This window comes from Sideroxyarcus sp. TK5, assembly GCF_054601595.1.
This window is the reverse complement of sequence record NZ_BAAHSJ010000003.1, coordinates 14543-39122: the sequence shown is the minus strand read 5'-3', so window position 1 is coordinate 39122 and position 24580 is coordinate 14543. Positions and strand designations below refer to the sequence as shown.

At 59.8% G+C, this 24580-nt stretch carries 22 protein-coding genes and 1 riboswitch; of the genes, 8 read left to right on the top strand and 14 right to left on the bottom strand.

The features are described 5' to 3' along the window. Positions 1-5: 5 nt before the first annotated feature. Positions 6-275 (top strand): HPr family phosphocarrier protein, encoded by a 270-nt coding sequence (locus tag ACYPYQ_RS06040; protein WP_459721314.1) that lies wholly within the window; start codon positions 6-8, stop codon positions 273-275. After that, positions 272-1999: a phosphoenolpyruvate--protein phosphotransferase gene (ptsP, locus tag ACYPYQ_RS06035; RefSeq protein ID WP_459721311.1), complete on the top strand. Its 1728-nt coding sequence runs from the start codon at positions 272-274 to the stop codon at positions 1997-1999. Before ACYPYQ_RS06040 ends, ptsP begins: the two co-directional genes overlap by 4 nt. 79 nt (positions 2000-2078) lie before the next feature. Here ptsP and ACYPYQ_RS06030 read toward each other — a convergent pair whose 3' ends face one another. Then, a complete protein-coding gene (locus ACYPYQ_RS06030; protein ID WP_459721308.1) occupies positions 2079-3071 on the bottom strand; it encodes a porin in 993 nt (330 codons plus the stop codon). Positions 3072-3256: 185 nt separating this feature from the next. After that, a riboswitch (SAM riboswitch) is annotated at positions 3257-3335 on the top strand. Between the two features lie 36 nt (positions 3336-3371). Here ACYPYQ_RS06030 and metX point away from each other — a divergent pair. The 3 genes from metX (at position 3372) to ACYPYQ_RS06015 (ending at position 6524) form a co-directional block, all read left to right on the top strand. Continuing rightward, positions 3372-4505, top strand: a complete 1134-nt coding sequence (gene metX / locus ACYPYQ_RS06025) for a homoserine O-succinyltransferase MetX (RefSeq protein ID WP_459721305.1) — start codon at positions 3372-3374, stop codon at positions 4503-4505. 169 nt (positions 4506-4674) lie between these two features. Continuing rightward, complete coding sequence (metW, locus tag ACYPYQ_RS06020) at positions 4675-5277, top strand: methionine biosynthesis protein MetW (protein WP_459721303.1); 603 nt, start codon at positions 4675-4677, stop codon at positions 5275-5277. After that, positions 5274-6524 (top strand): AmpG family muropeptide MFS transporter, encoded by a 1251-nt coding sequence (locus ACYPYQ_RS06015; RefSeq protein ID WP_459721300.1) that lies wholly within the window; start codon positions 5274-5276, stop codon positions 6522-6524. Before metW ends, ACYPYQ_RS06015 begins: the two co-directional genes overlap by 4 nt. Positions 6525-7633: 1109 nt before the next feature. Here ACYPYQ_RS06015 and ACYPYQ_RS06010 read toward each other — a convergent pair. Then, positions 7634-8401, bottom strand: coding sequence for an exodeoxyribonuclease III (locus ACYPYQ_RS06010; protein WP_459721297.1), 768 nt, complete (start codon positions 8399-8401; stop codon positions 7634-7636). A gap of 79 nt (positions 8402-8480) precedes the next feature. Between ACYPYQ_RS06010 and pyrE the strand changes: the two genes are divergently transcribed. Both pyrE and ACYPYQ_RS06000 read left to right on the top strand, forming a co-directional pair. Further along, complete coding sequence (gene pyrE / locus ACYPYQ_RS06005) at positions 8481-9122, top strand: orotate phosphoribosyltransferase (RefSeq protein ID WP_459721295.1); 642 nt, start codon at positions 8481-8483, stop codon at positions 9120-9122. 2 nt (positions 9123-9124) lie between these two features. Continuing rightward, entirely contained in the window at positions 9125-9718 is a 594-nt protein-coding gene (locus ACYPYQ_RS06000; protein ID WP_459721292.1) for a DUF4124 domain-containing protein, read from the top strand. Positions 9719-9723: 5 nt separating this feature from the next. Here ACYPYQ_RS06000 and ACYPYQ_RS05995 read toward each other — a convergent pair whose 3' ends face one another. The 8 genes from ACYPYQ_RS05995 to ACYPYQ_RS05960 all read right to left on the bottom strand — a co-directional run bounded on the left by ACYPYQ_RS05995 (position 9724) and on the right by ACYPYQ_RS05960 (position 18609). After that, complete coding sequence (locus ACYPYQ_RS05995) at positions 9724-10362, bottom strand: carbonic anhydrase (protein ID WP_459721289.1); 639 nt, start codon at positions 10360-10362, stop codon at positions 9724-9726. Then, positions 10359-11246 carry a phosphoribosylaminoimidazolesuccinocarboxamide synthase gene (locus ACYPYQ_RS05990; protein ID WP_459721287.1) on the bottom strand — a complete coding sequence of 296 codons (888 nt, stop codon included), beginning with the start codon at positions 11244-11246 and terminating at the stop codon, positions 10359-10361. Before ACYPYQ_RS05990 ends, ACYPYQ_RS05995 begins: the two co-directional genes overlap by 4 nt. Before the next feature lie 68 nt (positions 11247-11314). Beyond that, entirely contained in the window at positions 11315-12316 is a 1002-nt protein-coding gene (locus ACYPYQ_RS05985; protein ID WP_459721284.1) for a class 1 fructose-bisphosphatase, read from the bottom strand. 68 nt (positions 12317-12384) lie between these two features. Next, complete coding sequence (locus tag ACYPYQ_RS05980; RefSeq protein ID WP_459721281.1) at positions 12385-13344, bottom strand: TerC family protein; 960 nt, start codon at positions 13342-13344, stop codon at positions 12385-12387. Positions 13345-13407: 63 nt separating this feature from the next. Continuing rightward, a complete protein-coding gene (gene purE / locus ACYPYQ_RS05975) occupies positions 13408-13926 on the bottom strand; it encodes a 5-(carboxyamino)imidazole ribonucleotide mutase (protein ID WP_459721278.1) in 519 nt (172 codons plus the stop codon). 24 nt (positions 13927-13950) lie between these two features. Beyond that, positions 13951-16221, bottom strand: coding sequence for a VWA domain-containing protein (locus ACYPYQ_RS05970; protein WP_459721276.1), 2271 nt, complete (start codon positions 16219-16221; stop codon positions 13951-13953). A 57-nt stretch (positions 16222-16278) separates the two neighbouring features. After that, positions 16279-17082, bottom strand: coding sequence for a CbbQ/NirQ/NorQ domain-containing protein (locus ACYPYQ_RS05965; protein WP_459721273.1), 804 nt, complete (start codon positions 17080-17082; stop codon positions 16279-16281). Between the two features lie 114 nt (positions 17083-17196). Continuing rightward, a complete protein-coding gene (locus ACYPYQ_RS05960; protein ID WP_459721270.1) occupies positions 17197-18609 on the bottom strand; it encodes a ribulose-bisphosphate carboxylase in 1413 nt (470 codons plus the stop codon). A gap of 128 nt (positions 18610-18737) precedes the next feature. Between ACYPYQ_RS05960 and ACYPYQ_RS05955 the strand changes: the two genes are divergently transcribed. Then, entirely contained in the window at positions 18738-19646 is a 909-nt protein-coding gene (locus ACYPYQ_RS05955) for a LysR family transcriptional regulator (RefSeq protein ID WP_459721267.1), read from the top strand. Between the two features lie 46 nt (positions 19647-19692). On the opposite strand, the gene fba is transcribed toward ACYPYQ_RS05955, so the two are convergent. The 4 genes from fba to gap form a co-directional block, all read right to left on the bottom strand. Further along, positions 19693-20757, bottom strand: a complete 1065-nt coding sequence (gene fba / locus ACYPYQ_RS05950; RefSeq protein WP_459721265.1) for a class II fructose-bisphosphate aldolase — start codon at positions 20755-20757, stop codon at positions 19693-19695. Between the two features lie 29 nt (positions 20758-20786). Continuing rightward, positions 20787-22226 (bottom strand): pyruvate kinase, encoded by a 1440-nt coding sequence (pyk, locus tag ACYPYQ_RS05945; RefSeq protein ID WP_459721262.1) that lies wholly within the window; start codon positions 22224-22226, stop codon positions 20787-20789. A gap of 74 nt (positions 22227-22300) precedes the next feature. Further along, entirely contained in the window at positions 22301-23482 is a 1182-nt protein-coding gene (locus tag ACYPYQ_RS05940) for a phosphoglycerate kinase (protein WP_459721259.1), read from the bottom strand. 68 nt (positions 23483-23550) lie between these two features. Next, a complete protein-coding gene (gap, locus tag ACYPYQ_RS05935; protein WP_459721256.1) occupies positions 23551-24552 on the bottom strand; it encodes a type I glyceraldehyde-3-phosphate dehydrogenase in 1002 nt (333 codons plus the stop codon). Positions 24553-24580 lie beyond the last annotated feature (28 nt).

The following is a 24580-nucleotide window of genomic DNA, read 5'->3' as shown; positions in this document are numbered from 1 at the left end:
ATCCAATGCAGAATCAGGACGCACAGATCATCAACAAGCTCGGTTTGCATGCACGGGCATCGGCCAAGCTGACACAGACCGCCTCGCAGTTCCCTTGCGAGGTGTGGCTGTCGCGCAACGGCAAGCGCATCAACGCCAAGAGCATCATGGGTGTGATGATGCTGGCCGCAGCCAAAGGCTCGACCATCACCATAGAGACCAACGGCGAGCGCGAGGAAGAAGCGATGGCGGCCTTGCTGGCATTGATCAACGATTACTTTGGAGAAGGCGAATGACTTTCGCTATACATGGTTTGCCCGTCTCCAGCGGCATCGCCATCGGCCGCGCCCATCTGGTGTCGCATACCTCGCTCGAGGTCTCGCACTATGTCTTGCCCAAACACATGGTGGATGAGGAAGTCGCTCGTCTGGACGCGGCTTTGCACGCGACGCGGGAAGAGCTGACCGACCTGCGCACCCATCGCCCGCAGTTGGCGGCGGCGGAGTTCGACGCTTTCCTCGACCTGCACCTGATGATCCTCGGCGACGAGCACATCAGCCATGCCGCGCGCGAGATGGTGAAGGCCGAACATTGCAATGCCGAATGGGCGCTGAAGACGCAGATGGACGAGCTGGTCGCACAGTTCGAGGCCTTTGACGATGCCTACCTGCGCGAACGCAAGACCGACGTGATCCAGGTGGTGGAGCGCATCCTCAAGGTGCTGGGCGGCCATCCCGGCCATGTACCGCCGACCCCGCAACATGACACCGAGATGGTGCTGGTGGCGCACGACGTCAGCCCGGCTGACCTGATACAGCTCAAGCCGCACCAGTTCTGCGCCATCCTTACCGACCTCGGCGGCGCGACCTCGCACACCGCCATCGTGGCGCGCGGCCTGAACACCCCATGTATCGTCGGTCTGCACCATGCGCGCGAGCTGATCAAGGACCGCGACATGCTGATCGTGGACGGTGGCCAGGGCGTGGTCATCGTCAATCCCGACAAGAACCTGCTGGCCGAATACAAGCTGCGCCAGAGCGAGTGGCAACTGGAACGCCAGAAACTGAAGCGCCTGAAGACGGCGCGCGCCAACACGCTGGACGGCACCGTCATCGACCTGATGGCGAACATCGAGATGCCGACCGACGTGCAGCAGGTGAAGGACAACGGTGCCAACGGCGTCGGCCTGTTCCGCAGCGAGTTCCTGTTCCTCAACCGCGACGACCTGCCCGACGAGGAAGAGCAGTACGAGGCTTACAAAGCCGTTTTGCAGGGTCTGAAGGACAAGCCGGTCACCATCCGCACCTATGACCTCGGCGCGGACAAGCAGCTCAAGGGCGTGACCCGCGTCGCCAGCAACCCGGCGCTCGGCCTGCGCGCCATCCGCCTGTGCCTGGCCGAGCCGCAGTTGTTCCGCACCCAGCTACGCGCGCTGTTGCGCGCATCGGTGTATGGCAACCTCAAGATACTGGTACCCATGTTGTCCGGTGCATCGGAGATCAACCAGACCCTGCAGTTGATCGACTCGGTCAAACAGGAGCTGGCGGCACAGAACATCCCGTTCCGCGAGGACGTGCCCATCGGCGGCATGATCGAGATCCCGGCGGCCGCGCTGGCGCTGGGTGCATTCATCAAGAAGCTTGATTTCCTTTCCATCGGTACCAACGACCTGATCCAGTACACGCTGGCCATCGACCGTACAGACGAGGAGGTCGCACATCTCTATGACCCGCTGCATCCGGCGATCCTGGAGTTGCTGTCGCACGTGATCACGACTGCCAACAAGGCCGACATCCCGGTCTCGGTGTGCGGCGAGATGGCGGGTGAATTGATCTATACGCGTTTGCTGCTGGGTCTGGGCCTGCGCCAGTTCTCCATGCATCCGGCCCAATTGCTGGGCACGAAACAGCGCGTGCTCACCACCAGCCTGTCCGAAGTCACGCCGCTGGTGCAGCGCATCCTGCGCGCGGATGACCCGCTCAAGATCCGCGAACTGCTGGACAAACTGAACGCGCTCTAATCAGTTTCCTGCAGCACAAATGCAGAACGGGCACCTTGCGGTGCCCGTTCTGTTTCTTACAGCTCAGACCGGATCTGGCTTAGAACGAGTGGACGATGCCGCCGCCGATGGTGGTAGCAGTCACGCTGGTCGCGCCGTTGGTCTTCTTCGAAGCGTAAGCAGCGAAAGCTTCGGTACGCTTGCTGAACTTGTATGCATACTTCAGAGACAGCTGGTTCACATCGTTGGCTGCTGCGCCTGTCGCGGCAGTGGAGCCTGCCTTGGCGAAGCTGGCTGCGAAGCTGGATGCGCCCATCTTGACACCGCCGACCAGTTCCACGTTCTTGCCGGTCACGCTGGCTGTCGCGTTGGTATTGGTCTTGATGTTCTCGAACATCGCGCCCAACCATGCATCGGCCAGATCGAACTTGCCGACCAGACGGAAGGCGCTGTCGGTCGTGCCGACGACCACATCCGCACGGCTCTCATACGCTGCCGCTGCGTAGATCTCGTCCTGTGCGAAAGTTGCGGACATGGACAGGATGCTTGCGTTCTTGGTTGCTGTTTTTGCTTCGTCCGGAGAATACATCACCGCTGCTGTCAGAGCGCCCATCTTGGGAGACCAGTATTGCACCATGTTCTTCTGGCGGGTGTTGTAGTCCTTGCCAGCAGACTTGCCGATGGTGTTGATCGCGCTCCAGGAAGTGGTGTTGTCGAACAGTTCGATCGCGTTGTGAGCGACCTTGAACGGGGAGTCGTGGATACCCAGAACGACCTTACCGAACCCGCCCTGCAGACCAGCAAAGCTGTTGCGTGTCTTGCCCAGGCCGGCACCAGTGCTGCCATCAGCATCCATCTCGACTTCGTACTGGTAAACAGCCTTCAGACCGTCGCCCAGGTCTTCGTCACCCTTCACGCCGAAACGGGAAGCGTTGGTGTTCACGCGCATCGCGCTGGAAGCGCCTGCCACGCCGGTGTCATGCTGGTCAAAAGTCAGGAACGCCTTGCCGTAAACGTTGATGTTTGCATTGTCAGCGAAAGCGGGGGCAGAGAGGGCAGAGGCGATTGCCAGTGCGATCAGTTTTTGCTTCATGGTCACTCCTTGTCGTTGAATAGATAACTGCACTTGGCTCTTAGCGGCCAAGCGCCGAAAGAACTGGGAACGCATCATGCCGTCGCTTTGTTACCGCCTCGTTAAGCCTGCATGACAGTTTTGTTTCAGCGCACGCGATCTCCCCGCTCACTATGTGAATTGACAGCCTGTAACAAAACACGGACACTTCGCCCCGTGCCGATTTGAGCTCAGCTTGCGGGGCACGTTAAACATTCCAGCTAAAGCGAAACGACCCGCTCTAGCTCCAAGCTGTGCGGGTTTTGTTTTTGGGAGTGTCACTTGTCTGGATCGGTAGGCATCGTCAGCGCGCAACGCGCCAGCTTCGAGGAACCGCTGCATTTCGCCTGTGGCAAGGTTCTGCCGCGCTACGAATTGATGTATGAGACCTATGGCACGCTGAATGCCGCCAAGTCCAACGCCATCCTTATCTGCCACGCGCTGTCAGGCCACCACCATGTCGCCGGTACCTATGCCGACCAGCCCAAGAACCTGGGCTGGTGGGACAACATGGTCGGCCCCGGCAAACCCATCGACACTGACCACTTCTTCGTCATCGGCCTTAACAACCTCGGCGGTTGTCATGGGTCCTCCGGCCCCTCCTCGATCAATCCGGAGACCGGCAAACCCTATGGTTCGCATTTCCCCATGGTAACGGTGGAAGACTGGGTACAGGCGCAGGCGCGCCTGGCCGACCGGCTCGGCATCCAGCAGTTCGCTGCCATCATCGGCGGTAGCCTGGGCGGCATGCAGGCGATGCAGTGGTCGATCACTTATCCCGAACGCGTGCGCAACGTGCTGGCCATCGCCACTGCTCCGCACCTGACCACCGAGAACATCGCGTTCAACGACGTGGCACGCAACGCCATCCTGACCGACCCGGATTTCCATGGCGGCGATTTCTACCAGCACGGCGTGGTGCCGACGCGTGGCCTGCGCCTGGCGCGCATGCTGGGACACATCACCTATCTTTCCGACGATGCGATGGCGGGCAAGTTCGGTCGCGGCCTGCGCTCCGGTGAATACAAGTACGGCTACGACATCGAGTTCGAGGTCGAATCCTATCTGCGCTACCAGGGCGACAAGTTCGCCGCGTATTTCGACGCCAACACCTACCTGCTGATGACCAAGGCGCTGGATTACTTCGACCCGGCACGCCATACCGAACACAATCTTGCGCGCGCCTTCGCCAACGTGCAGGCCAACTATCTGGTGGTGTCTTTCTCCAGCGACTGGCGCTTCTCGCCCGACCGTTCGCGCGAGATCGTGAAAGCACTGCTGCACAACAAGCGCGACGTGAGCTATGCGGAAATCACTTCGCAACACGGTCACGATTCCTTCCTGATGCAGGACAAACAGTATTTTGCGGTGATGCGGAATTATCTTGAGCGCGTGGCGGAGGGGGTAGCAGCATGACAACACGACGCGTAGCGACTTGTTGCGGCGTAGGCTTACCTTCAGGTTATGCCGGAGCCAACAGGAAGCAGGGGCCCCGCGCAGTGGGGATGCGACCGTCCGCGATTGCTTGCGGACACCGACAACACCAAGTGATGGATTTTACAGTTGCCCTTTTGGAGGTGGCCCGATGAACGCCTCCATCATCCAGTCCCGCCCGGACTTCGCCGCCATCGCGGCATGGATCCCGCAAGGCTCTTCCGTGCTCGACCTGGGTTGCGGCGACGGCAGTCTGTTGCGTTATCTGCGCGAGACACGCGAGGTGCGCGGTTACGGTGTGGAGATCAGCGACGCCAACATCGCAGCCTGTATCGCCAACGGCGTGAACGTGATCCAGAACGACCTCGATGCCGGTCTGGCAGATTTCGAGAGCGACTCCTTCGACTTCGTCATCCTGTCGCAGACACTGCAGGCCACGCGCCATACCGAAGCCCTGATGAACGAGATCGTCCGGGTCGGGCGTGAGGGCATCATCAGCTTCCCCAACTTCGGCTACTGGAAGAACCGTTTGCAGATCATGCAGGGTCATATGCCGGTGTCGAAGCAATTGCCCTACCAGTGGTACGACACGCCCAACGTGCACCTGTGCACGCTGAACGACTTCGAGCTGTTGTGCGACCACCTCGGCATCCGCATCCTCGGCCGTCACGTGATGAACGAGGGCGGCGACGTGAACCTGCTGCCCAACCTGCGCGGCAGCGTCGCGGTGTATCGCTTCAAGCGCGAGGCATGAGCGTCTGGGAGCAACTGTTCACGAGACGCATGTTGATATGCGTTTTCACCGGTTTTGCCTCGGGCCTGCCGCTGTTCCTGCTGTTCAACCTCGTGCCCGCCTGGTTGCGCAGCGAGCAGGTCGACCTCAAGACCATCGGCCTGTTCGCGCTGATCCAGTTCCCCTACACCTGGAAGTTCATCTGGTCGCCGTTCCTCGACCGCTACGTGCTGCCCATCCTCGGCCGCCGCCGCGGCTGGATGCTGCTCACGCAGATCGGTTTGCTCGCGGTCATCGCCGCACTGGGCGGCTTCTCGCCGCAGACCGACATGACCGCCATCGTGCTGTTCTGCACGCTGCTCGCCTTCCTCTCCGCCACGCAGGACATCGCGCTCGACGCCTATCGCCGCGAGCTGCTGTCTGACGCCGAGCTGGGACTGGGCAATGCCATCCACGTCAACGCTTACCGCATCGCCGGTCTGGTGCCCGGTTCACTCTCGCTCATACTCGCCGACCACATGGCGTGGGACTGGGTGTTCATCATCACCGCATTGTTCATGCTGCCCGGCGTCGCGATGACGCTGATGGTGAGCGAACCGCACCGCGCCTCACCTCCCAAGACGCTGCGCGAAGCAGTGGTGGAACCCTTCCATGAGTTCATCACACGCAAGGGCTGGAACAGCGCGCTGCTGGTGCTGGCCTTCCTGCTGTTCTACAAACTCGGCGACAGCATGTGCACCGCGCTGGCCACGCCGTTCTATCTGGACATGGGCTACAGCAAGACCGACATCGGTCTCATTGCCAAGAACGCCGGCCTGTGGCCCTCCATCATCGGCGGCATGCTCGGCGGACTGTGGATGGTCAAGATCGGCATCAACCGCGCACTGTGGCTGTTCGGCGTGGTGCAGGTGGTGTCCATCTTCGGCTTCGCCTGGCTCGCCTCGCACGGCCCCTTCACCGAGATCGGCGTCGCCGAGCGCACCCAGCTCGCCATCGTCATCGGCCTCGAAGCGCTGGGCGTAGGTTTAGGCACCGTCGCCTTCGTCGCCTTCATCGCGCGCACCACCCATCCCGCCTACACCGCCACCCAGTTCGCCCTGTTCACCAGCCTGATGGCCATCCCGCGCACCTTCGCCAATGCGGCGACGGGATGGCTGGTGGAAGGGATGGGGTGGACGATGTTCTTCTTGCTGTGTGTGCTGCTGGCGATACCGGGGATGGTGTTGCTGTTGAAGGTTGCGCCGTGGGCTGAGGAGCAAAAAAATTAGTTTGCTTAATCTGAAGGAGCTAACGTGAAAAGTCTATTTACGATACTTCTATTGTTGGTTTTTGTCGGGTGCAGCCATGAAAAATCAGATGGTGTTAAGTCCGCAAAGGGTGACACCCCCGTTAAATACGTAATCTGTGGGCAGGGCGAATCTAATTGTTTTGTGGCAGCTAGGTTCAAGGATCTAGGCGGATGCCAGAGCCATAAAGATTGGGCTGACATGTTGTGTGATAGCAAGTCCGTTGCTGGAACGATGTTATGCAAAGTAGATAGTCGCCCACAAATTGCTGTCGCATATTGCACGCTATAGCAACAAGCCCGCGTAGGGCGCAATAACCGAAGGGCATTGCGCCGGATGGATTCAATTCAAAACCGTCGGGGGTTGCCCGACAGCAAGTCACTTTTGGCTCCGACTAACCTAAAGGTAAGTCTTCGCCGCGACTTCGTTGTCTTGTCTTGCCAAGAAAAGTAACCAAAAGAAGGCGCCCCCGGTGCGCCGCCCCTTCGGGGTTCCCTGCGTTGTTGGCTACGACATAACCTGAAGGTTAGTCTTCGCCGCAACAATCCGCGTTGCGGCTTGTTGTCGACTGGTCAGGCGGCTGCGGAACTCGCGCTACGCGCTCAGACAGTCCTCGCCGAAATCCCCTGACCAGCCTGCGCTACTCGGCGGCGCACAGGGGAGGAAATTCGAAACCCCCAAACCAAAAGTCCAAAGCCAACCCGCGATGCGGGCTAGCCAGCATCGCCAACCAAAAAAGAACCGTGCGCAAAGCGCACACAAAACCGCCTTGGATTTTCTATCCCTTGAGCGCCGCCGAGTAGCGCAGGACGGGCGGGGGTAGTCCGACGAATATGTTTGAGCACGTGGCCGCGCAGCGGATCGTGCGAGTTTATAAGGAGGCCCGACCGTTCGAGCAACGCAGGGGACCCACGAAGTGGGCGGCAAATCAGGGTCGCCTTTTCTTTGGTTACTTTCTTTTGGCGAAGCAAAAGAAAGTAACTTGCTGTCGGGCAACCCCCGACGGTTTTGGGTTTAACTTGAAAGATGCGCGCTGAACCTGTTCTTCCTTCGATACGGCTATCGCCTACTCAGGACGAACGGGAGCGCCATCAATCCTTGTAGTCCACCAACAACGGCGCATGATCACTGAACCGTTGTTCCTTATAGATACCCGTTGATACCGCCTTCTCCGCGATGCCCGGCGTGGCGATCTGGTAGTCGATGCGCCAGCCCACATCCTTCGCCCATGCCTGCCCGCGATTCGACCACCATGTGTAGGCTTCCAGCTCGGGATGCAGTTTGCGGAATACGTCGACGAAGCCGACCTCGCTGAACAACACCGTCATCCAGGCGCGCTCCTCGGGCAGGAAGCCGGAGTTCTTCTTGTTGCCTTTCCAGTTCTTCAAGTCCTTCTCGGTATGCGCGATGTTCCAGTCGCCGCAGACGATGACGTCGCGGCCGCTCTGCTTGAGCGCAACCATGTGCGGCATGAAGGCTTCGAGGAACTTGAATTTCACGGCCTGGCGCTCTTCGCCGCTGGAGCCGGAGGGCAGGTAGAGCGAAACCACGCTGAGGTTGCCGTACTGGGCTTCGATATAGCGGCCTTCCATGTCGAACTCGGGGATGCCGAGGCCGACGATTACGTTATCCGGTTTCTTTTTGCTGTAGATGCCGACGCCGCTGTAGCCTTTTTTCTCCGCGTAGTGGAAATAGCCGTGGTAGCCGAGCGGGGCGACCATGTCGGGCGTCATGTCCGGCTCCTGTGCCTTGAGTTCCTGCACGCACAGGATGTCGGCGTCTTGCTTGCCGAACCATTCGAGCAGACCTTTGTTATAGGCGGAGCGGATGCCGTTGAGGTTCAGGCTGATTATTCGCATATCGGTGGTGCGTCTTCTGTAATCTGGGGTGGCGGGCATTATAATGGCCGCATTCTTCAATTCGTTCCCCATTCTTCCCATGCACGCATATCGCCAGGATTTCATCCGCTTCGCCGTTGCCCAGAAGGTCCTTCGCTTCGGCGAGTTCCAGACCAAGGCCGGCCGGCTGTCGCCGTACTTCTTCAACTCGGGGTTGTTCCAGGACGGTGCTGCGTTGCGTGAGCTGTGTCAGTTCTATGCGCAGGCCATCCTCGCTTCCGGCCTTGACTTCAACATGCTGTTCGGCCCTGCCTACAAGGGTATCCCGCTGGTAGCGGGTACTTCCATCGCGCTGGCGGAGCAGGGTCGCAATGTGCCGTATTGCTTCAACCGCAAGGAGGCCAAGGATCACGGCGAAGGCGGCAATACGGTGGGTGCGAAGCTGGTTGGGAAAGTGCTGATCATCGACGATGTGATCTCGGCCGGTACCTCGGTACGCGAGTCCATCGACCTGATCAAGGCGGCCGGTGCCACGCCGTGCGGCGTGGTGATCGCTCTGGATCGCAAGGAGCGGGGCCAGGGGGAGTTGTCGGCAGTGCAGGAGGTGCAACGCGACTACGGTATCCCGGTGGTGTCGATCGCCTCGCTGGACGACCTGCTCGGCTATTTGCAGGGAACTCCGGATATGGTGCAGAATCTGACCGCCGTTCAGGCTTATCGTGACCGTTACGGGGTGAAATGATGATGAATCCGAAAACAATGCTGGGTGCAGCAGCCTTGCTCGCTGCTGTATCACTGAGTGCCGAAGCCAAACTGTACAAGTGGGTGGACGAGAACGGCACCACGCACTATGGCGAGACCATCCCGCCCAAGTATGCGAACCGCAACGCACAATCCTTCGAGAAAGGCCGTGTGCAGGAACGCGATACGGCACGCAGCAGCAAGACCACGCGCGTGCAGACACCCGAGGAAGAACAGGCCGAGCGCCGCGACAATGCACTGATCAACACCTACAGTTCGCCCGAGGAGATCGATCTGGCGCGCGACCGCAACCTGCAACAGGTCGAGGCCCGTATCAGCAGCTACAACACCTTGCTCAAGTCAGCGAACGAGAACCTGGCCAGCCTGCAACAGGAACGGGAGCGGATCGTCAAACAGAACCGCAAGATCCCGAAGTCGCTGGAAGACGATCTGGCAGAGGCGCAGCAGCGCATCGACAAGTTCCAGGCCGATCTGGATACCAACAACGAAGAACTGGCTGCCGTGAAGGCGAAGTATGCGGCCGACAAGGCGCGCTATCGTGAATTGAAAGGCCTGTCGCCCGTGGAAGGGCAGTGATCAGATCACTTTGCGATGAACCGGCAGTCGTCTGCATCGTATTGCAGCAACTGTCCGTGTTCGATGTCGAAGTACCAGCCGTGAAGCTGTAGCCGTCCTTCTCTGACGCGCTCGCGTATCCAGTCGAAACTCATCAGATTGTCCAGTGAACTGAGGATGGCCTGCTGCTCGCAGGCGCGTTCGAGTTCGTGTTCCGGCGCACCCGGCATGTCTTGCAGCACTTTGTCGCGCGCCTGCTCCGCGAGACGCATCCAGCTGTTGATGAAGGATTCCTGACCGTCCGCCATGCCCGACCCGCTCATCAGCGCGCGGATGCCGCCGCATTGCGCATGGCCGAACACGATGACATGCTCCACCCCCAAAGTCTTCACGCCGTATTCCAGCGCGGCGCTGGTGCCGTGACGTCCGCCGATGCGGTTCTCGTCTGGCGGGACCAGATTGGCCACGTTGCGGATGACGAACAGGTCGCCCGGCGCGCAATCGAGCACCAGCGCCGGGTCGACACGCGAATCGCAGCAGGCGACCACCAGGATCTTCGGCGTTTGGCCTTGCTGCACCAGTTGCCGGTACAAGGCATCGTCGTCCGTGAAATGCTGTTCACGGAAACGATGGAACCCTTCGATCAGGTCTGCCGGATTGGTCATTCGCCGGTCAGCAGCCGCTGTGCCTCACGGTATTTGTCGGAGGTCTTCTGCAGGATGTCGGCCGGGACCGCTGGCGCCGGTGGCTGCTTGTTCCAGCCCGAGGATTCCAGCCAGTCGCGGATGAACTGCTTGTCAAAACTGGGCGGGTTGCTGCCGACACGGTACTGGTCGGCCGGCCAGAAGCGCGAGGAATCGGGAGTCAGCGCTTCATCGATCAGATACAGCTTGCCCGTTTCATCGGTCCCGAATTCGAACTTGGTGTCGGCGATGATGATGCCACGCGTCAGCGCGTAATCCGCCGCTTCGGTGTACAGGGCCAGCGTGGCCTTCTTCACCTGTTCCGCCATATCGTCGCCCAGCAGCTTTTTTGCCTCTTCGAACGAGATGTTCTCATCGTGGTCGCCTACGGCGGCTTTGGTGGAGGGTGTGAACAGTGCCTGCGGCAGCTTCTGCGCTTCCTGCAGACCGGCAGGCAGCTGGATGCCGCACACGGCACCGGTCTTCTTGTAGTCCTTCCAGCCGGACCCGACCAGATAGCCGCGGACGATGGCTTCGATCGGCAGCGGCTTCAGCTTCTTGGTGACGAACGCACGGCCGCGCACCTGTGTTTTTTCGGCTTCGGTCTTCACCACGGATTCGGGATCGATGCCGGACAGGTGGTTGGGGATGACATGGCCCAGCTTCTTGAACCAGAAATTCGACACTGCGGTCAGCACCTCGCCTTTGCCGGGGATGGGCGTGGGCAGGATGAAGTCGAACGCGGACAGTCGGTCGGTCTGCACGATCAGCAGATGGTCGGCATCCACTTCGTACAGGTCGCGGACTTTGCCACGGTGCAGGAATTTCAGGCTGGGCAGATCGGATTCATGCAAGGCTGAAGACATCATGACCTCGATAGTTTGTTGTTACGGACGTGACAACGCCCCCGTTGCCGGGGGCGTCTTTCGCGGTATTACGCGCCTTTGTGGTAACCGACCACGCGCTCGACTTCGTTCTTCGAGCCGAGGATGACCGGCACGCGCTGGTGCAGACCTTCCGGCTGGATCTCCATGATGCGCTGACGACCGGTGGAGCTGGCACCGCCAGCCTGTTCCACGATGAAGGACATCGGGTTGGCTTCGTACATCAGGCGCAGCTTGCCCGGCTTGGTCGGGTCCTTGGTGTCGAACGGATACATGAAGATGCCGCCACGGGTCAGGATGCGGTGCACTTCGGCCACCATGGAAGCGACCCAGCGCATGTTGAAGTTCTTCTCGCGGCCGCCGTCCTTGCCCTTGACGCACTCTTCGACGTAGCGCTGCACCGGCTTCTCCCAGAAGCGCTGGTTGGACATGTTGATGGCGAACTCCGCGGTGTCGGCCGGGATCTGCATGTTCGGGTGTGTCAGGAAGAAGTCACCGACGTCGCGGTCCAGTGTGAAGCCGTTCACGCCGTGGCCGGTGGTGATCACGATCATGGTGTTCGGGCCGTACAGTGCATAGCCTGCGCACACTTGCTTGGTGCCGGGCTGCATGAAGTCCTTGGCGGTCGGGTTGGTCACGCCTTCCGGGCAACGCAGGATGGAGAAGATGGTGCCGACGGAGATGTTCACGTCGATGTTGGAGGAGCCGTCCAGCGGATCGAAGGTGATCAGGTACTTGCCGCGCGGGTACTGCTTGGGGATCTCATAGATGTCGTCCATCTCTTCGGAAGCCATCGCCGCCAGGTGGCCGCCCCACTCGTTGGCCTTGATGAACACTTCGTTGGTGATGATGTCGAGCTTCTTCTGTGTCTCGCCCTGCACGTTCTCGCTGCCGGCGGAACCCAGCACGCCGATCAGCGCGCCCTTGTTCACGTCATGCGCGATCTGCTTGCAGGCGGATACGATGTCGCTGATCAGGCCGGTGAAGTCGCCGGTCGCGCCGGGGATCTGACGTTGTTCTTCGATGATGAACTGGATCAAACTTTTGCTCATGCTGCTCTCCTCTTTTAGAAATTTTTCAACTGCCGGATTTTACAGGTTTTACGGTCCTTACTCCACGGCTATTTGCCTGCTGCTTTGCCGCGTGTGGCGATCAGGCTGGCAGCGACGCTGCCGCCGATCAGCACGGTGACAATGGCCAGCGAGGCCTGTACCGGGACGTGATACCACGGCGCGATCAGCATCTTGCTGCCGATGAAGGCCAGCACCATGGCCAGACCGTATTTCAGCAGGTGGAAGCGGTCGGCCACATCCGCCAGCAGGAAGTACAGCGCGCGCAAGCCCATGATGGCGAAGATGTTGGAGGTGAATACGATGAACGGGTCGGTGGTGATGGCGAAGATGGCCGGGATGGAATCCACAGCGAACACCAGATCCGACACCTCTATCAGCAGCAGCACCAGGAACAGCGGTGTGAAGTAGCGCACGCCATCTTTGGTCACGCTGAACCGCTCACCGTGGTCGCCCTCCGCGATACGCAGGTGTCGGCGGGCAAAACGCAGTACGGGATTGTTCTCGAGATCAGGCTGTTTCTCTGCGGCCACCAGCATGCGCACACCCGTGAACAGCAGGAAAGCCCCGAACAGGTACAGCACCCAGCTGAATTCCTTCACCACCCAGGCTCCAGCCAGGATCATCACGGCGCGCATCACGATCGCACCGAGTACGCCGTATATCAACACGCGGCGCTGGTATTCGGGCGGTACATGGAAGGCACCGAAGATCAGCAGGAACACGAACACGTTGTCCACCGACAGCGACTTCTCGATCAGGTAACCTGTCAGGAACTCCAGCGCCTTGGCATCCGCCACGGCTTCGCCGGCCGTCCCTTTCAGATGCCACCACAGCAGGCCGTTGAAGATCAAGGCCAGCGATACCCAGACCAGCGACCACAGCGCCGCTTCCCGGACGCTGACCTTGTGTGCCTTGCGGCCCCCGAGGGCGAACAGGTCCAGTGCAAGCATCAGCAGGACGAAGAGGATGAATGCGCCCCACATCCAGGGTTGGCCGATATCGTTCATGTAAGTAGCTCTGTAAAGATCGCGCGTTCTATGTGGTCCCGGGCAGGGGCTGTTTTTTGTGGCTTACTTCGCAGTCAGCTTGGCCAGCGCCTGGTCGGCTGTCTCGTCGTAGCGGGCACGTTCCTTCTTCGCCGCTTCTTCCAGTGCCTGGTTGATCTCGGGATATTTCAGCGCGAGGATGCGCGCGGCCAGCATGGCGGCGTTCTTGGCACCATCCACCGCCACGGTGGCGACCGGGACGCCGGGTGGCATCTGCACGGTGGACAATAGTGCATCGAGGCCGGACACCACACCGCCCGATAGCGGCAGGCCGATCACCGGGAGACGGGTATGACCGGCGATCACGCCTGCCAGATGGGCGGCCATGCCGGCGCAACCGACCAGCACTTGCACACCTTCCTGATGGGCGCGGTCGATGTAGGCGACCACCTTGTCCGGCGTGCGGTGGGCCGAAGCCACCACGATCTCGCTGGCGATGCCGAGGTCCGACAACGTGTCGCGCACTTTGACCACGGTGGGCAGGTCGTTGGGACTGCCGGTGAGGATACCTACCAGTACTTTGCCATTGGAAGCTTGTTGCATGCTTGCTCTCCTTGATTGCAGTTGCTATTTGGTCAGGGCGATGAACAGCTCCGGCAATTTGACCGGCAACTGTTCGATCTTGTCCACGATAGTGTATTGCCTGCCGAAGATGTCGGACACATATTCGTCGGCCTTGGGATCCAGGTTGATGCAATAGGTGTAGATGCCATCGCGATCCAGTTCCTTGACGGCCTGGCGCGCATCCTGGATCAGCGATTGCGGATCGCGCGTATCGATGTCGGCCGGCTCGCCGTCGGTAAGGATCAGCAACAGCTTCTTGTCGGCCGGCTGCGCCTTCAGATAATGTCCGGCATGGCGCATGGCTGCGCCCATGCGCGTGGACCAGGCGGCCTGCATCGCACCGATACGCCCCTTCACACTGTCGTCCCACGGCTCGTTATAGCCCTTGATGTGGTAGTAGCGCACATCGTGGCGAGTGTTGGAGTGGAAACCGGAGATGGCGAACGGATCACCCAGATGCTCCACCGACCAGGCCAGCAGCGATACCGCTTCCTGCGACAGCTCAAGGATGGTCTGTCCGCTGCCCTGCACTTTTTCGTTCAGCGATTCGGACAGGTCCAGTACCAGCGACACAGCGATGTTACGGCCATCGGTGCGGTGGCTCATGTTGATGCGCGGGTCTGGCTGCGAGCCGGCCTTGTAGTCGATCAGCGAGCGGATAGCGATATCCAGGTCGAGCTCCGAACCTTCTTCCTGATAGCGGATACGCACCTTGTCCTGTGGTTTGATCAGATCGAGGATGCGCTTCATGCGTTTGGCCAGGCCGGCATGCTTCTCCAGCAGGGCGTCGACCTTGGCCGGGCTGCCGCCGGGATGCTTCATCTCATACACGCTGGCCCAGTCCGGACGGTAACTCTGGTTGCTGTAATCCCATTCATCGTAGTGGCGCGGGGGCAGGGCGTGCAGTTCCTCTTCCTCTTTCTTCTTGATGTCGAGGTGCTCGAACAGGGTGTCCTCGTCGTCGCCCTTTTCCAGGTAGATCCACAGATGGCGGTTGTCGTCGCGATAGTCCACCTCGGTATCCTGAAAATAGACGTTGGGCGACAGGTCGGACTGGCGGCGCATGCGCGCGATGAAGGACAGACCCAGACGCGACATCTCGGGGCTACTGCTCTCGCCGGCCGCCATCGCTTCATGGAAACGGTTGGCGAACTCCCGGATGTCGGTGTTCTTGTATTCATAGTCCGGATCGAGCATGGCGCGCGACACCATGGCCAGCTTGACGCGGATAGCCGACGCTTCGGGATTGTCCAGCAGGCGCTCGTCCGGGATCGGGTGCAGGGCCAGGAACAATCTCCGCAGGCCGGGGAAACGTTGCATGGTCAGAAAATCGACACGGCAATCCTCGAACACCTCCACGCCCAGACGCTGGAACGGACTCCAGTTATCCACCACCATCTTCGTGCTCCAGCGACGGTGTGCGGCCATGTGCGCAAGCGCTGCGCGGTAACGTTCTATGCCACGGATGTCGCCGAGATCGTCGAACACGTCGGGGACGCGGATACCGTCGTCATCGTAATACGGTGTCGGCTTGGTCAGACTGTCGAACACCTGGGAGTAGGGCACCAGCTGTTCGGGATCCTGCCACAGGCCCCTCAGGTACAGGTCCAGCTTGCGCTCGTTATCGATGAACAGGGTACCGTGGCGTTCGCGTTGCAACACCGCCTTGGAATCCGCCGATTGCAGCGAGAAATACTCTATCTGTCGCTCGGGATGGTCGTTGTAGTATCGGATGCCGTAGTCGATCCAGTTCTTGAATCCTCCCAGCGGCACCAGCGACAGGATGCTCGGGACCTGTTTCAGCATCTCCGGCAAGCCGGGACTGGCGAAGGTGGTGTGATGGCCATGCACCGAGCCGGTGGTGCGATCCATCATGTCCCGCACCAGCTCGACATACTGCTTGAACAGTTCTTGTGTCGGCAGGCATTCCGCCGCCGCCGCGCACGTCTGCAGGAACGGCACGATGGCCTTGAAGTTGGTGTGCGTGGACATGTAGTAGGCGAACTCGCGCAGGTCGGTCAGCGACTGTTCGCCCACCAGCACAGCGACGCGCGGCGCGTCCTCGAGATAGACCAGCAACGGTTCCGCTCCGCGCCCCATCTTGCCGATGAAACGCGCGTTGTCGAGATATGCGTCCAGACCGGCCGGCGACAGACTGGCCAGCGCTTCCTTCATGCACTCGTCGAACACGGCATCCACCAGGGCGAATCTGCACCCGAGTCTCTGCCAGTAACCCTCCAGCTCTTCGCTTCTTGCTGTCGCCTCAACCGCCATCGCACCCACCTGTTCGCTTGTCCATCAACACACGGTGTGTCGCACCATCACGCGCTGTCAGCCGAACGCCGCGTCGATCGCGTGATCGAGCGTGTCGCGGATATCCGCATCATCGGTGATCGGCCGCACCATCGCCATACGGCAAGCCGCTTTGGTTTCGACGCCGTTCTTGATCAGGGTCGCCGCGTAGACCAGCAGTCGCGTGGAGATGCCTTCATCCAGACCGTGACCCTTGAGGTTGCGGGCCGCCTGGCCGATCTGCACCAGCTTGCCACACACCTCGATCGCCAGCCCCGTCTCTTTGGCCAGGATCTCCGATTCTAGGGCGGCATCGGGATAATCAAAGTCGAACCCGGTGAAGCGCTGCTTGGTGGATTGCTTCAGGTCCTTCATCAGGCTCTGGTAACCCGGGTTGTAGGAGATCACCAACTGGAAGTCGGGATGTGCCTCGATCAGTTCGCCCTTCTTGTCCAGCGGCAGGGTACGGCGGTGGTCGGTCAACGGGTGGATGACGACGGTGGTGTCCTGACGCGCTTCCACTATCTCGTCCAGATAGCAGATGGCACCGATACGTGCCGCTATGGTCAGCGGGCCATCCAGCCAGCGTGTTCCATTGGCATCCAGCAGATAACGTCCCACCAGGTCCGAGGCGGTCATGTCTTCGTTACAGGCCACGGTTATCAGCGGCTTGTTCAGCTTCCATGCCATATATTCGATGAAGCGCGACTTGCCGCAACCGGTAGGCCCTTTCACCATCACCGGCAGGCGAGCGTTGTAGGCCGCTTCGTACAGCGCGACCTCGTCGCCTTGCGCCTGATAGAACGGCTCAGAGCGGACCTTGTATTGTTCCTTGTTTTCCATAACGAGCTCCTTGCTACGACGCATGTCCGCAAATGTCTTGCGGTTTTCGGCGTCTGGAAAAAAACGCCCCCAACGTGTGGGGGCGCGTTTATTGCTTCGATAGACCGGGCGATCTTACTTGTGTACGCCCAGCTTCTCGCGCCATCCCGGGAAGAACTTGTCGCCGTCTTTCGGGAAGGACTCGAACGCGCGGGCGAATTCCTTGTGGGTCTTCGCGTATTCGATCGGGTCCGCACCGGTCTTCCAGCACTCGTAAGCCTGGCCGAGGGAGATGCCGCCGGCTGCCGGGCTGTCGATGTGGCCGAAGGAGCCGCCGCCGCAGGTGTTGATCACGTTGCCGTGGCCCAGGTTCTTGAAGAACCCTGGCAGGCGCAGCGCGTTCATGCCGCCGGAGATGATCGGTGCTGTCGGCTTCATGCCGTACCACTTCTGGTAGAAGTAAGGTCCCTGGCACTCGTCACGCTCCAGCATGTAGGCCAGCACGGTCTCCTTGGCATGCCCTTCCATCTTGCCGTAGCCCATGGTGCCGGTGTGGATACCGGAAGCGCCGGACAGACGAGCGATCTTCATGTAGCACAGCGGATCCATACCCATCGGCGACTTGTAGGAAGTCACGGCACCGTGACCCGCACGGTGGAAGTGCAGGAAGGTATCCGGGAAGTGGCGACGGCAGGTGGTCACACCAGCCGGGCCGGTCACGAAACCGTCCACCAGGAAGGCGACATGCTTCTCGGAGCCGATCTTGGCGAACTCGCTGAGGATGTACTCGCCGCGTTTGATCATCTCGCCGTGGAAGTCTGCAGTCACGTTGGCCGAGAACAGCTTGGCCTGACCGGTCTCCTGCTGGGCCTTGTCCATCGCTTGCACGACCTTGGGGATGACCACTTCCATCGGGCAGAACGGCTGGTTGGCTTGCGGCTCGTCGTTCTTGATGAAGTCGCCGCCCAGCCAGAAGTCGTAACAGGCTTTGGCGAAGGGATCCGGACGCAGGCCCAGTTTCGGCTTGATGATGGTACCGGCGATGTAGCCGCCGTCCACTTCCGGACGGCCCAGCACTTTCCACAGGTCCTTGATGCCGGCGCTTGGGCCGTCGAACTTCTTGATCATGCACTCCGGAACCAGGAAGTCCAGCATGCGCAGGCCGACATGGTCGCCCATGCCCTGGTTGTTACCCAGGATCAGGGACCACATGTGGGAAACGTTGAAGTGGCCGTCGATCAGGTTCGGGTCGAACAGTTCGACCGGGTATGCGATCTTCATCAGACCGCCGCCCTTGACGGGATCGTCACCGAATGCGGTCTCGTCCACTTCGTACACCAGCGCGTCGACACCGCGTGTGAAGTCATCGGTGGTGGACACTTCCACGTTGGTACCGGTGGAGGACTCTGCCGCAACGTGAGCAGCCACTTCCAGGAAGCCGTAACCCTTGGCCGGGATCAGCTTGTAAGCAACCAGCAGGTGACGACCGCCGGCGATCAAATCTGCCTCTTTCAGGTTCAGATTTGCATAACGATTCGATTGATCCATTGTTTTCTCCTCTTGTCGTTTAAGTGTTCTTGCAACGAAACGCACTGTACGCATTCGTTATCATAAATAACAGTCAAATATTTTTATCGGTAGCATAAGAAATGCTTATGGACTAAACTTTGACGATCATGCTGCCACTCACCTTGCGCCAACTTCAGGTCTTTGAAAGTGTCTCGCGCCACCTGAGCCATTCGCGCGCTGCGGAAGAACTCTTCCTGTCGCAGCCTGCCGTATCCATGCAGATAAAGCAGGCTGAGCAGACTATCGGAATCCCCTTGTTCGAGCAAGCAGGCAAACGCCTGTTCCTGACCGAGGCCGGGCGTGAGTTGATGCATTACGCGCGCACCATTTTGCAGTTGATGCAGGAGCTGGAGTCCAGCTTCGATGCGATGAAAGGCATGGAGCGCGGGAAGCTGAATATCGCCGTGGTAAGCACTGCCAACTATTTCATGCCGCAGCTGCTGGCGAGCTTCATCCAGCTTCATCCCGGCATTCAAGTCGCTCTTTCTGTCGCCAACCGTGATGCGGTCGTCAAACAACTCTCCGAGAATATCGCCGACCTTGCCATCATGGGCCAGCCGCCTGCCGGAACTGAGATGGTCGCCAAGCCGTTTTTGCAAAATCCTATGGTCGTGATCGCTGCACCCACTCATGCACTGGCTGGCATTACGCATGTCCAGGCGCATCAGTTGGCCAAAGAGACTTTCCTGTTGCGCGAACTGGGCTCCGGTACGCGCGGTGTGGTTGAGCGCTACTTCGACAGCAACAAACTTCCTCTGCCCGCGCACATGGAAATGGACACCAACGAGGCGATCAAGCAATCGGTTCAGGCGGGCATGGGGGTCGGCATCATCTCCCGCCACGGCATCGAGCTTGAACTGGAGACCGGCCGGCTCGTCATTCTGGATGTAGACAGCTTTCCCATCGTACGGCACTGGTACATCGTGCAACGCAAGGACAAGCGGTCATCGACTGCGGTCATGGAATTCGAAAAATACCTGATCGCCCAGTCACAGATCCAATCGGCTGACAAATAAAAAGCGACCCGAAGGTCGCTTTTTATTTGCTAGCTGAGGCGTTCGATCACTTCACGATCGCGTTCAGTTCGCCCTTGATGTAACGCATTGCCATGGCATCCAGCGCGATCGGCTTGATCTTGCCGGCTTGTCCAGCTGAACCGAAGGCTTCGTAACGTGCCTTGCAGATCGCCTTCATCGCCTTGGTTGTCTCGGCCAGGAACTTGCGCGGGTCGAAGTCCTTGGGGTTGTTGGCCAGATAGCGACGGGTAGCGCCGGTGGAAGCCATGCGCAGATCGGTGTCGATATTCACCTTGCGTACGCCGTGCTTGATTCCTTCGACGATCTCTTCGACCGGCACGCCGTAGGTCTGGGGCATCGCGCCGCCGAACTGGTTGATGATCTCCAGCCACTCTTGAGGAACGGAAGAAGAACCGTGCATCACCAGGTGGGTGTTGGGGATGCGGGCATGGATCTCCTTGATACGGCTGATCGCCAGCGTGTCGCCTGTGGGCGGCTTGGTGAACTTGTACGCACCGTGGGAGGTACCGATAGCAATGGCCAGTGCATCGACCTGGGTCGCCTTCACGAACTCGGCGGCTTCGTTCGGGTCGGTCAGCAACTGGTCGTGGCTCAGCACGCCCTCGGCGCCGTGGCCGTCTTCCTTCTCACCGTGGCCGGACTCCAGGGAGCCCAGGCAGCCCAGTTCGCCTTCGACGGAAACGCCGACTGCGTGGGACATCTCGACGACCTGACGGGTCACGTTGACGTTGTATTCGAAGCTGGAGGGTGTCTTGCCGTCAGTCATCAGCGAACCGTCCATCATCACGGAAGAGAAGCCGGACTTGATGGCGTTGATACAGACTGCCGGGGATGCGCCGTGGTCCTGGTGCATCACGACGGGGATGTGCGGGTACATCTCGACTGCGGCTTCGATCAGGTGACGCAGGAACGGCTCGCCCGCGTATTTACGCGCACCGGCGGAACCCTGCATGATGACCGGGCTGTTGGTCTCATCAGCCGCTTCCATGATGGCCTTGACCTGCTCCAGATTGTTGACGTTGAACGCAGGCAGGCCGTAGCTGTGCTCGGCTGCATGGTCCAGAAGTTGACGTAGGGATACGAGTGCCATTATTTCCTCCTGAGATAAATTACGAAACGTTAACTCTTGCGATGATCGCCGACGCGCACGATCTTCATGGTGTTGGTGTGACCCGCTTTACCGATGGCTTCGCCGACCGTCATCACGATGAGGTCGCCCTCCTGCACCATCTTCTGGCGCAGCAACTCGTCCTCTGCCTGGCGCAGGGTGACCGAGTGGTCGTCCGAGGTCGATTCGAAAGCGATCGGGTGCACGCCGCTGAACAACGTCACTTTGCTCAAAGTCGCTTCCATCGGCGTCATCGCAAAGATGGGCGTCGTGTCGCTGCTGCGGGACATCCACAACGCCGTCGAGCCCGACTGGGTCAGGGCGACGATGGCCTTTACCTTGAAGTGCGAGGCGGCATATAGAGCGGACATGGCGATGGACTGGTCGATACGGCTGAACTTGCTGGTCACCAGTCTGCGATCCGCCGCGCTTTCCTCGCTCTCACCTTCGGCATTGATACAGATGCGTGCCATGGACTCGATCGTCTCGACCGGATAGTCACCGACCGCGGTTTCGGCTGACAGCATCACCGCATCCGTCCCGTCCAGCACGGCGTTCGCCACATCGGATACCTCCGCGCGGGTCGGGATTGGATTCGTGATCATCGATTCCATCATCTGGGTGGCAGTGATGACCAGACGGTTCTTGGCACGCGCCAGCTTGATCATCTTCTTCTGCAGACCCGGTACTGCTGCATCGCCTACCTCGACCGCCAGATCACCGCGCGCCACCATGATGCCGTCGGAAGCTTCGATGATCTCGCCCAGCACTGGGATCGCCTCTGCACGCTCGATCTTGGCGATCAGCAGGCTCTTGCCCCCCGCCGCGTGCATCAGCTCGCGTGCCAGCTTCATGTCGTCGGCCGAACGCGGGAAGGAGACCGCCAGGAAATCCGCCTTGATCAGTGCAGCGGTCTTGATGTCTTCCTTGTCCTTGTCGGTCAGCGCTGGGGCGGTGAGTCCGCCGCCCTTGCGGTTGATGCCCTTGTTGTTGGACAGAACCCCGCCACGTACCACGTTGCAGTGAACTTCTGCACCTTTAACGCCGGTGACGTGGAATTCCAGCATGCCGTCGTTCAGCAACAGGACCGTGCCGATCTCCACATCCTGCGGCAGTTCCTTGTAATCCAGACCCACGCGTTCCTGATTGCCCAAACCATCCAGTGCGGCATCGAGAATGAACGAGTCGCCCGGCTTCAGCACGATCTTGTCGTTCTCGAACTTGCGCACACGGATCTTCGGACCCTGCAGGTCGGCGAGGATACCGACCTTGCGGCCCGCCGTGGCAGCTGCGGCACGCACGATCTCGGCGCGTTTCTGATGGTCTTCGGCAGTGCCGTGCGAAAAGTTCATGCGCACGACGTCGACGCCGGCACGTATGATCGCGGTCAACGACTTCAAGTCATTGGTCGCCGGCCCCAGGGTTGCTACTATTTTTGTTCTGCGCAGCATGATTTCCTTGATCGATTCTCTCGTACTACCCTGCATCCCTCTCTCTCCTTCGGGGATGCAGGTGACGTTACGTTTTACTGCTTTGCACGTTCTTCCAGGATGGCCACGGCAGGCAAAGTCTTGCCTTCGAGGAATTCCAGGAACGCACCGCCTGCAGTGGATATGTACGACACCTTGTCGAAGATGTCGTACTTCTGGATCGCAGCGATGGTGTCGCCACCGCCAGCCAGCGTGAATGCACTGGTGTTGGCGATCGCTTCGGCGATCTTCTTGGTGCCTGCGCCGAACTGGTCGAACTCGAACACGCCTACCGGACCGTTCCACACCACGGTGCCCGCCTTCATGATGATGTCGGCCAATTCCTGTGCGGATTTGGGGCCGATATCGAAGATCATGTCGTCATCGGCCACTTCACCCACATCCTTCAGCACAGCCGGCTCGTTGGCATCGAATTTCTTGCCGCATACCACGTCCACCGCGATGGGGATATTGGCACCGCGTTGTTTCATTTTTTCGATGAGTGCCTGTGCGGTCGGGATCAGATCATCCTCGCACAGGGACTTGCCGACATTGCCCCCGGTCGCCTTGATGAAGGTATTGGCGATACCTCCACCGACCACCAGTTGTTCGCATTTCTCGGACAGGGATTCCAGCACGGTCAGCTTGGTGGAGACCTTGGAACCGCCAACGATAGCGACCATCGGACGGGCCGGGTTGAGCAATGCCTTGGTCAGCGCTTCCAGCTCTTCGGTCAGCAGGATGCCGGCCGCAGCGACCGGCGCGAACTTGGCCACGCCATGGGTGGAAGCTTCGGCACGGTGAGCAGTACCGAACGCGTCCATCACGAACACGTCACACAGGGCGGCGTATTTTTTTGCCAGCTCTTCAGTGCTCTTCTTTTCGCCCTTGTTGAAACGGCAGTTCTCCAGCAGCACCAGTTCGCCTTCTGCGACATCGAAACCGCCATCGATCCAGTCACGGATCAGGCGCACTGGCTTGCCCAGTTTGTTTGCGATGTCATCGGCCACCGGCTTCAGCGAGTTCTCTTCGGAGAAGACGCCTTCTTCTGGACGGCCCAGGTGAGATGTCACCATCACTTTGGCACCGGCCTTCAAGGCGGCATTGATGGTTGCCATGGATGCGCTGATACGCGCATCGGAAGTCACCTTGCCATCCTTGACGGGCACGTTGAGGTCGGAACGGATCAGGACGCGTTTGCCCTTCAGATCCAGGTCGGTCATTTTGATCACAGACATGATTTTTCCTTCTTGCAGACTTTGAATGCAGAAAGGGCCGGCACCAGCCAGCCCTTGTTCGGTACGGATTACTTGGCGACGTGCAGCGCGAAGCGCAGCATGTTGCAGGTGTAGCCATACTCATTGTCATACCATGCCACGACCTTGACGAAGGTACCGTCCAGCGCGATGCCGGCTTCCGCGTCAAAGATCGAGGAATAGCCGCAACCGCGGAAGTCGGTGGAAACCACCTTCTCGTCGGTATAGCCCAAGGTCTTGCTGATGTCACCGTTCTGCGAAGCGGCTTTCATCGCGGCGCAGATGTCGGCGTACTTGGCTTCCTTGTTCAGCTCGACGGTCAGGTCGACCACGGAAACGTCAGAGGTCGGCACCCGGAACGCCATGCCGGTCAGCTTGCCGTTCAGTTCCGGCAGCACCACGCCGACTGCCTTGGCCGCGCCGGTGGAGGAGGGGATGATGTTCTCCAGGATACCGCGGCCACCACGCCAGTCCTTCTTGGACGGGCCGTCGACGGTCTTCTGCGTCGCAGTGGCAGCATGCACGGTAGTCATCAGGCCACGCTTGATGCCCCAGTTGTCATTCAGCACCTTGGCGACCGGTGCCAGGCAGTTGGTGGTGCAAGAGGCGGCAGACACGATGGCCTGGCCGGCGTAGCTTGTGTGGTTCACGCCGTACACGAACATCGGGGTCTTGTCCTTGGACGGGGCGGAGATCACCACCTTCTTGGCGCCTGCGGCGATGTGCTTCTTGCAGCCTTCTTCGTCCAGGAAGAAACCGGTGCACTCCAGCACCAGGTCGGCACCGACTTCGCTCCACTTCAGGTTGGAAGGATCGGTCTCGGCGGTCAGGCGGATCTTCTTGCCGTTCACCACCATGTTGTTGCCGTCGACCTTGATGTCGCCCTTGAAATTGCCGTGCACGGAATCGTACTTCAGCATGTAGGCCAGATAGTCAGCGTCCAGCAGGTCGTTGATGGCGACCACTTCCAGCTCGGGGAAGTCCTTCGCGATCGCGCGGAACGCCATGCGGCCGATACGTCCGAAACCATTGATACCAACTTTGATTGCCATTTTTTCTCTCCCGTATAGTAATTGATAA

Excerpts from the sequence above, each read along its gene's own strand:
- gap (WP_459721256.1), bottom strand. The coding sequence starts at position 24,552 with ATGGCAATCAAAGTTGGTATCAATGGTTTCGGACGTATCGGCCGCATG.
- ACYPYQ_RS05965 (WP_459721273.1), bottom strand. The coding sequence starts at position 17,082 with ATGGAAAACAAGGAACAATACAAGGTCCGCTCTGAGCCGTTCTATCAG.
- ACYPYQ_RS06030 (WP_459721308.1), bottom strand. The coding sequence starts at position 3,071 with ATGAAGCAAAAACTGATCGCACTGGCAATCGCCTCTGCCCTCTCTGCC.
- ACYPYQ_RS06040 (WP_459721314.1), top strand. The coding sequence starts at position 6 with ATGCAGAATCAGGACGCACAGATCATCAACAAGCTCGGTTTGCATGCA.
- fba (WP_459721265.1), bottom strand. The coding sequence starts at position 20,757 with ATGGCACTCGTATCCCTACGTCAACTTCTGGACCATGCAGCCGAGCAC.
- ACYPYQ_RS05940 (WP_459721259.1), bottom strand. The coding sequence starts at position 23,482 with ATGTCTGTGATCAAAATGACCGACCTGGATCTGAAGGGCAAACGCGTC.
- ACYPYQ_RS05960 (WP_459721270.1), bottom strand. The coding sequence starts at position 18,609 with ATGGATCAATCGAATCGTTATGCAAATCTGAACCTGAAAGAGGCAGAT.
- ACYPYQ_RS05980 (WP_459721281.1), bottom strand. The coding sequence starts at position 13,344 with ATGAACGATATCGGCCAACCCTGGATGTGGGGCGCATTCATCCTCTTC.
- ACYPYQ_RS06015 (WP_459721300.1), top strand. The coding sequence starts at position 5,274 with ATGAGCGTCTGGGAGCAACTGTTCACGAGACGCATGTTGATATGCGTT.
- metW (WP_459721303.1), top strand. The coding sequence starts at position 4,675 with ATGAACGCCTCCATCATCCAGTCCCGCCCGGACTTCGCCGCCATCGCG.
- pyrE (WP_459721295.1), top strand. The coding sequence starts at position 8,481 with ATGCACGCATATCGCCAGGATTTCATCCGCTTCGCCGTTGCCCAGAAG.
- pyk (WP_459721262.1), bottom strand. The coding sequence starts at position 22,226 with ATGCTGCGCAGAACAAAAATAGTAGCAACCCTGGGGCCGGCGACCAAT.
- ACYPYQ_RS06010 (WP_459721297.1), bottom strand. The coding sequence starts at position 8,401 with ATGCGAATAATCAGCCTGAACCTCAACGGCATCCGCTCCGCCTATAAC.
- ptsP (WP_459721311.1), top strand. The coding sequence starts at position 272 with ATGACTTTCGCTATACATGGTTTGCCCGTCTCCAGCGGCATCGCCATC.
- purE (WP_459721278.1), bottom strand. The coding sequence starts at position 13,926 with ATGCAACAAGCTTCCAATGGCAAAGTACTGGTAGGTATCCTCACCGGC.
- ACYPYQ_RS05985 (WP_459721284.1), bottom strand. The coding sequence starts at position 12,316 with ATGAGCAAAAGTTTGATCCAGTTCATCATCGAAGAACAACGTCAGATC.
- ACYPYQ_RS06000 (WP_459721292.1), top strand. The coding sequence starts at position 9,125 with ATGAATCCGAAAACAATGCTGGGTGCAGCAGCCTTGCTCGCTGCTGTA.
- ACYPYQ_RS05995 (WP_459721289.1), bottom strand. The coding sequence starts at position 10,362 with ATGACCAATCCGGCAGACCTGATCGAAGGGTTCCATCGTTTCCGTGAA.
- ACYPYQ_RS05955 (WP_459721267.1), top strand. The coding sequence starts at position 18,738 with ATGCTGCCACTCACCTTGCGCCAACTTCAGGTCTTTGAAAGTGTCTCG.
- ACYPYQ_RS05990 (WP_459721287.1), bottom strand. The coding sequence starts at position 11,246 with ATGTCTTCAGCCTTGCATGAATCCGATCTGCCCAGCCTGAAATTCCTG.
- ACYPYQ_RS05970 (WP_459721276.1), bottom strand. The coding sequence starts at position 16,221 with ATGGCGGTTGAGGCGACAGCAAGAAGCGAAGAGCTGGAGGGTTACTGG.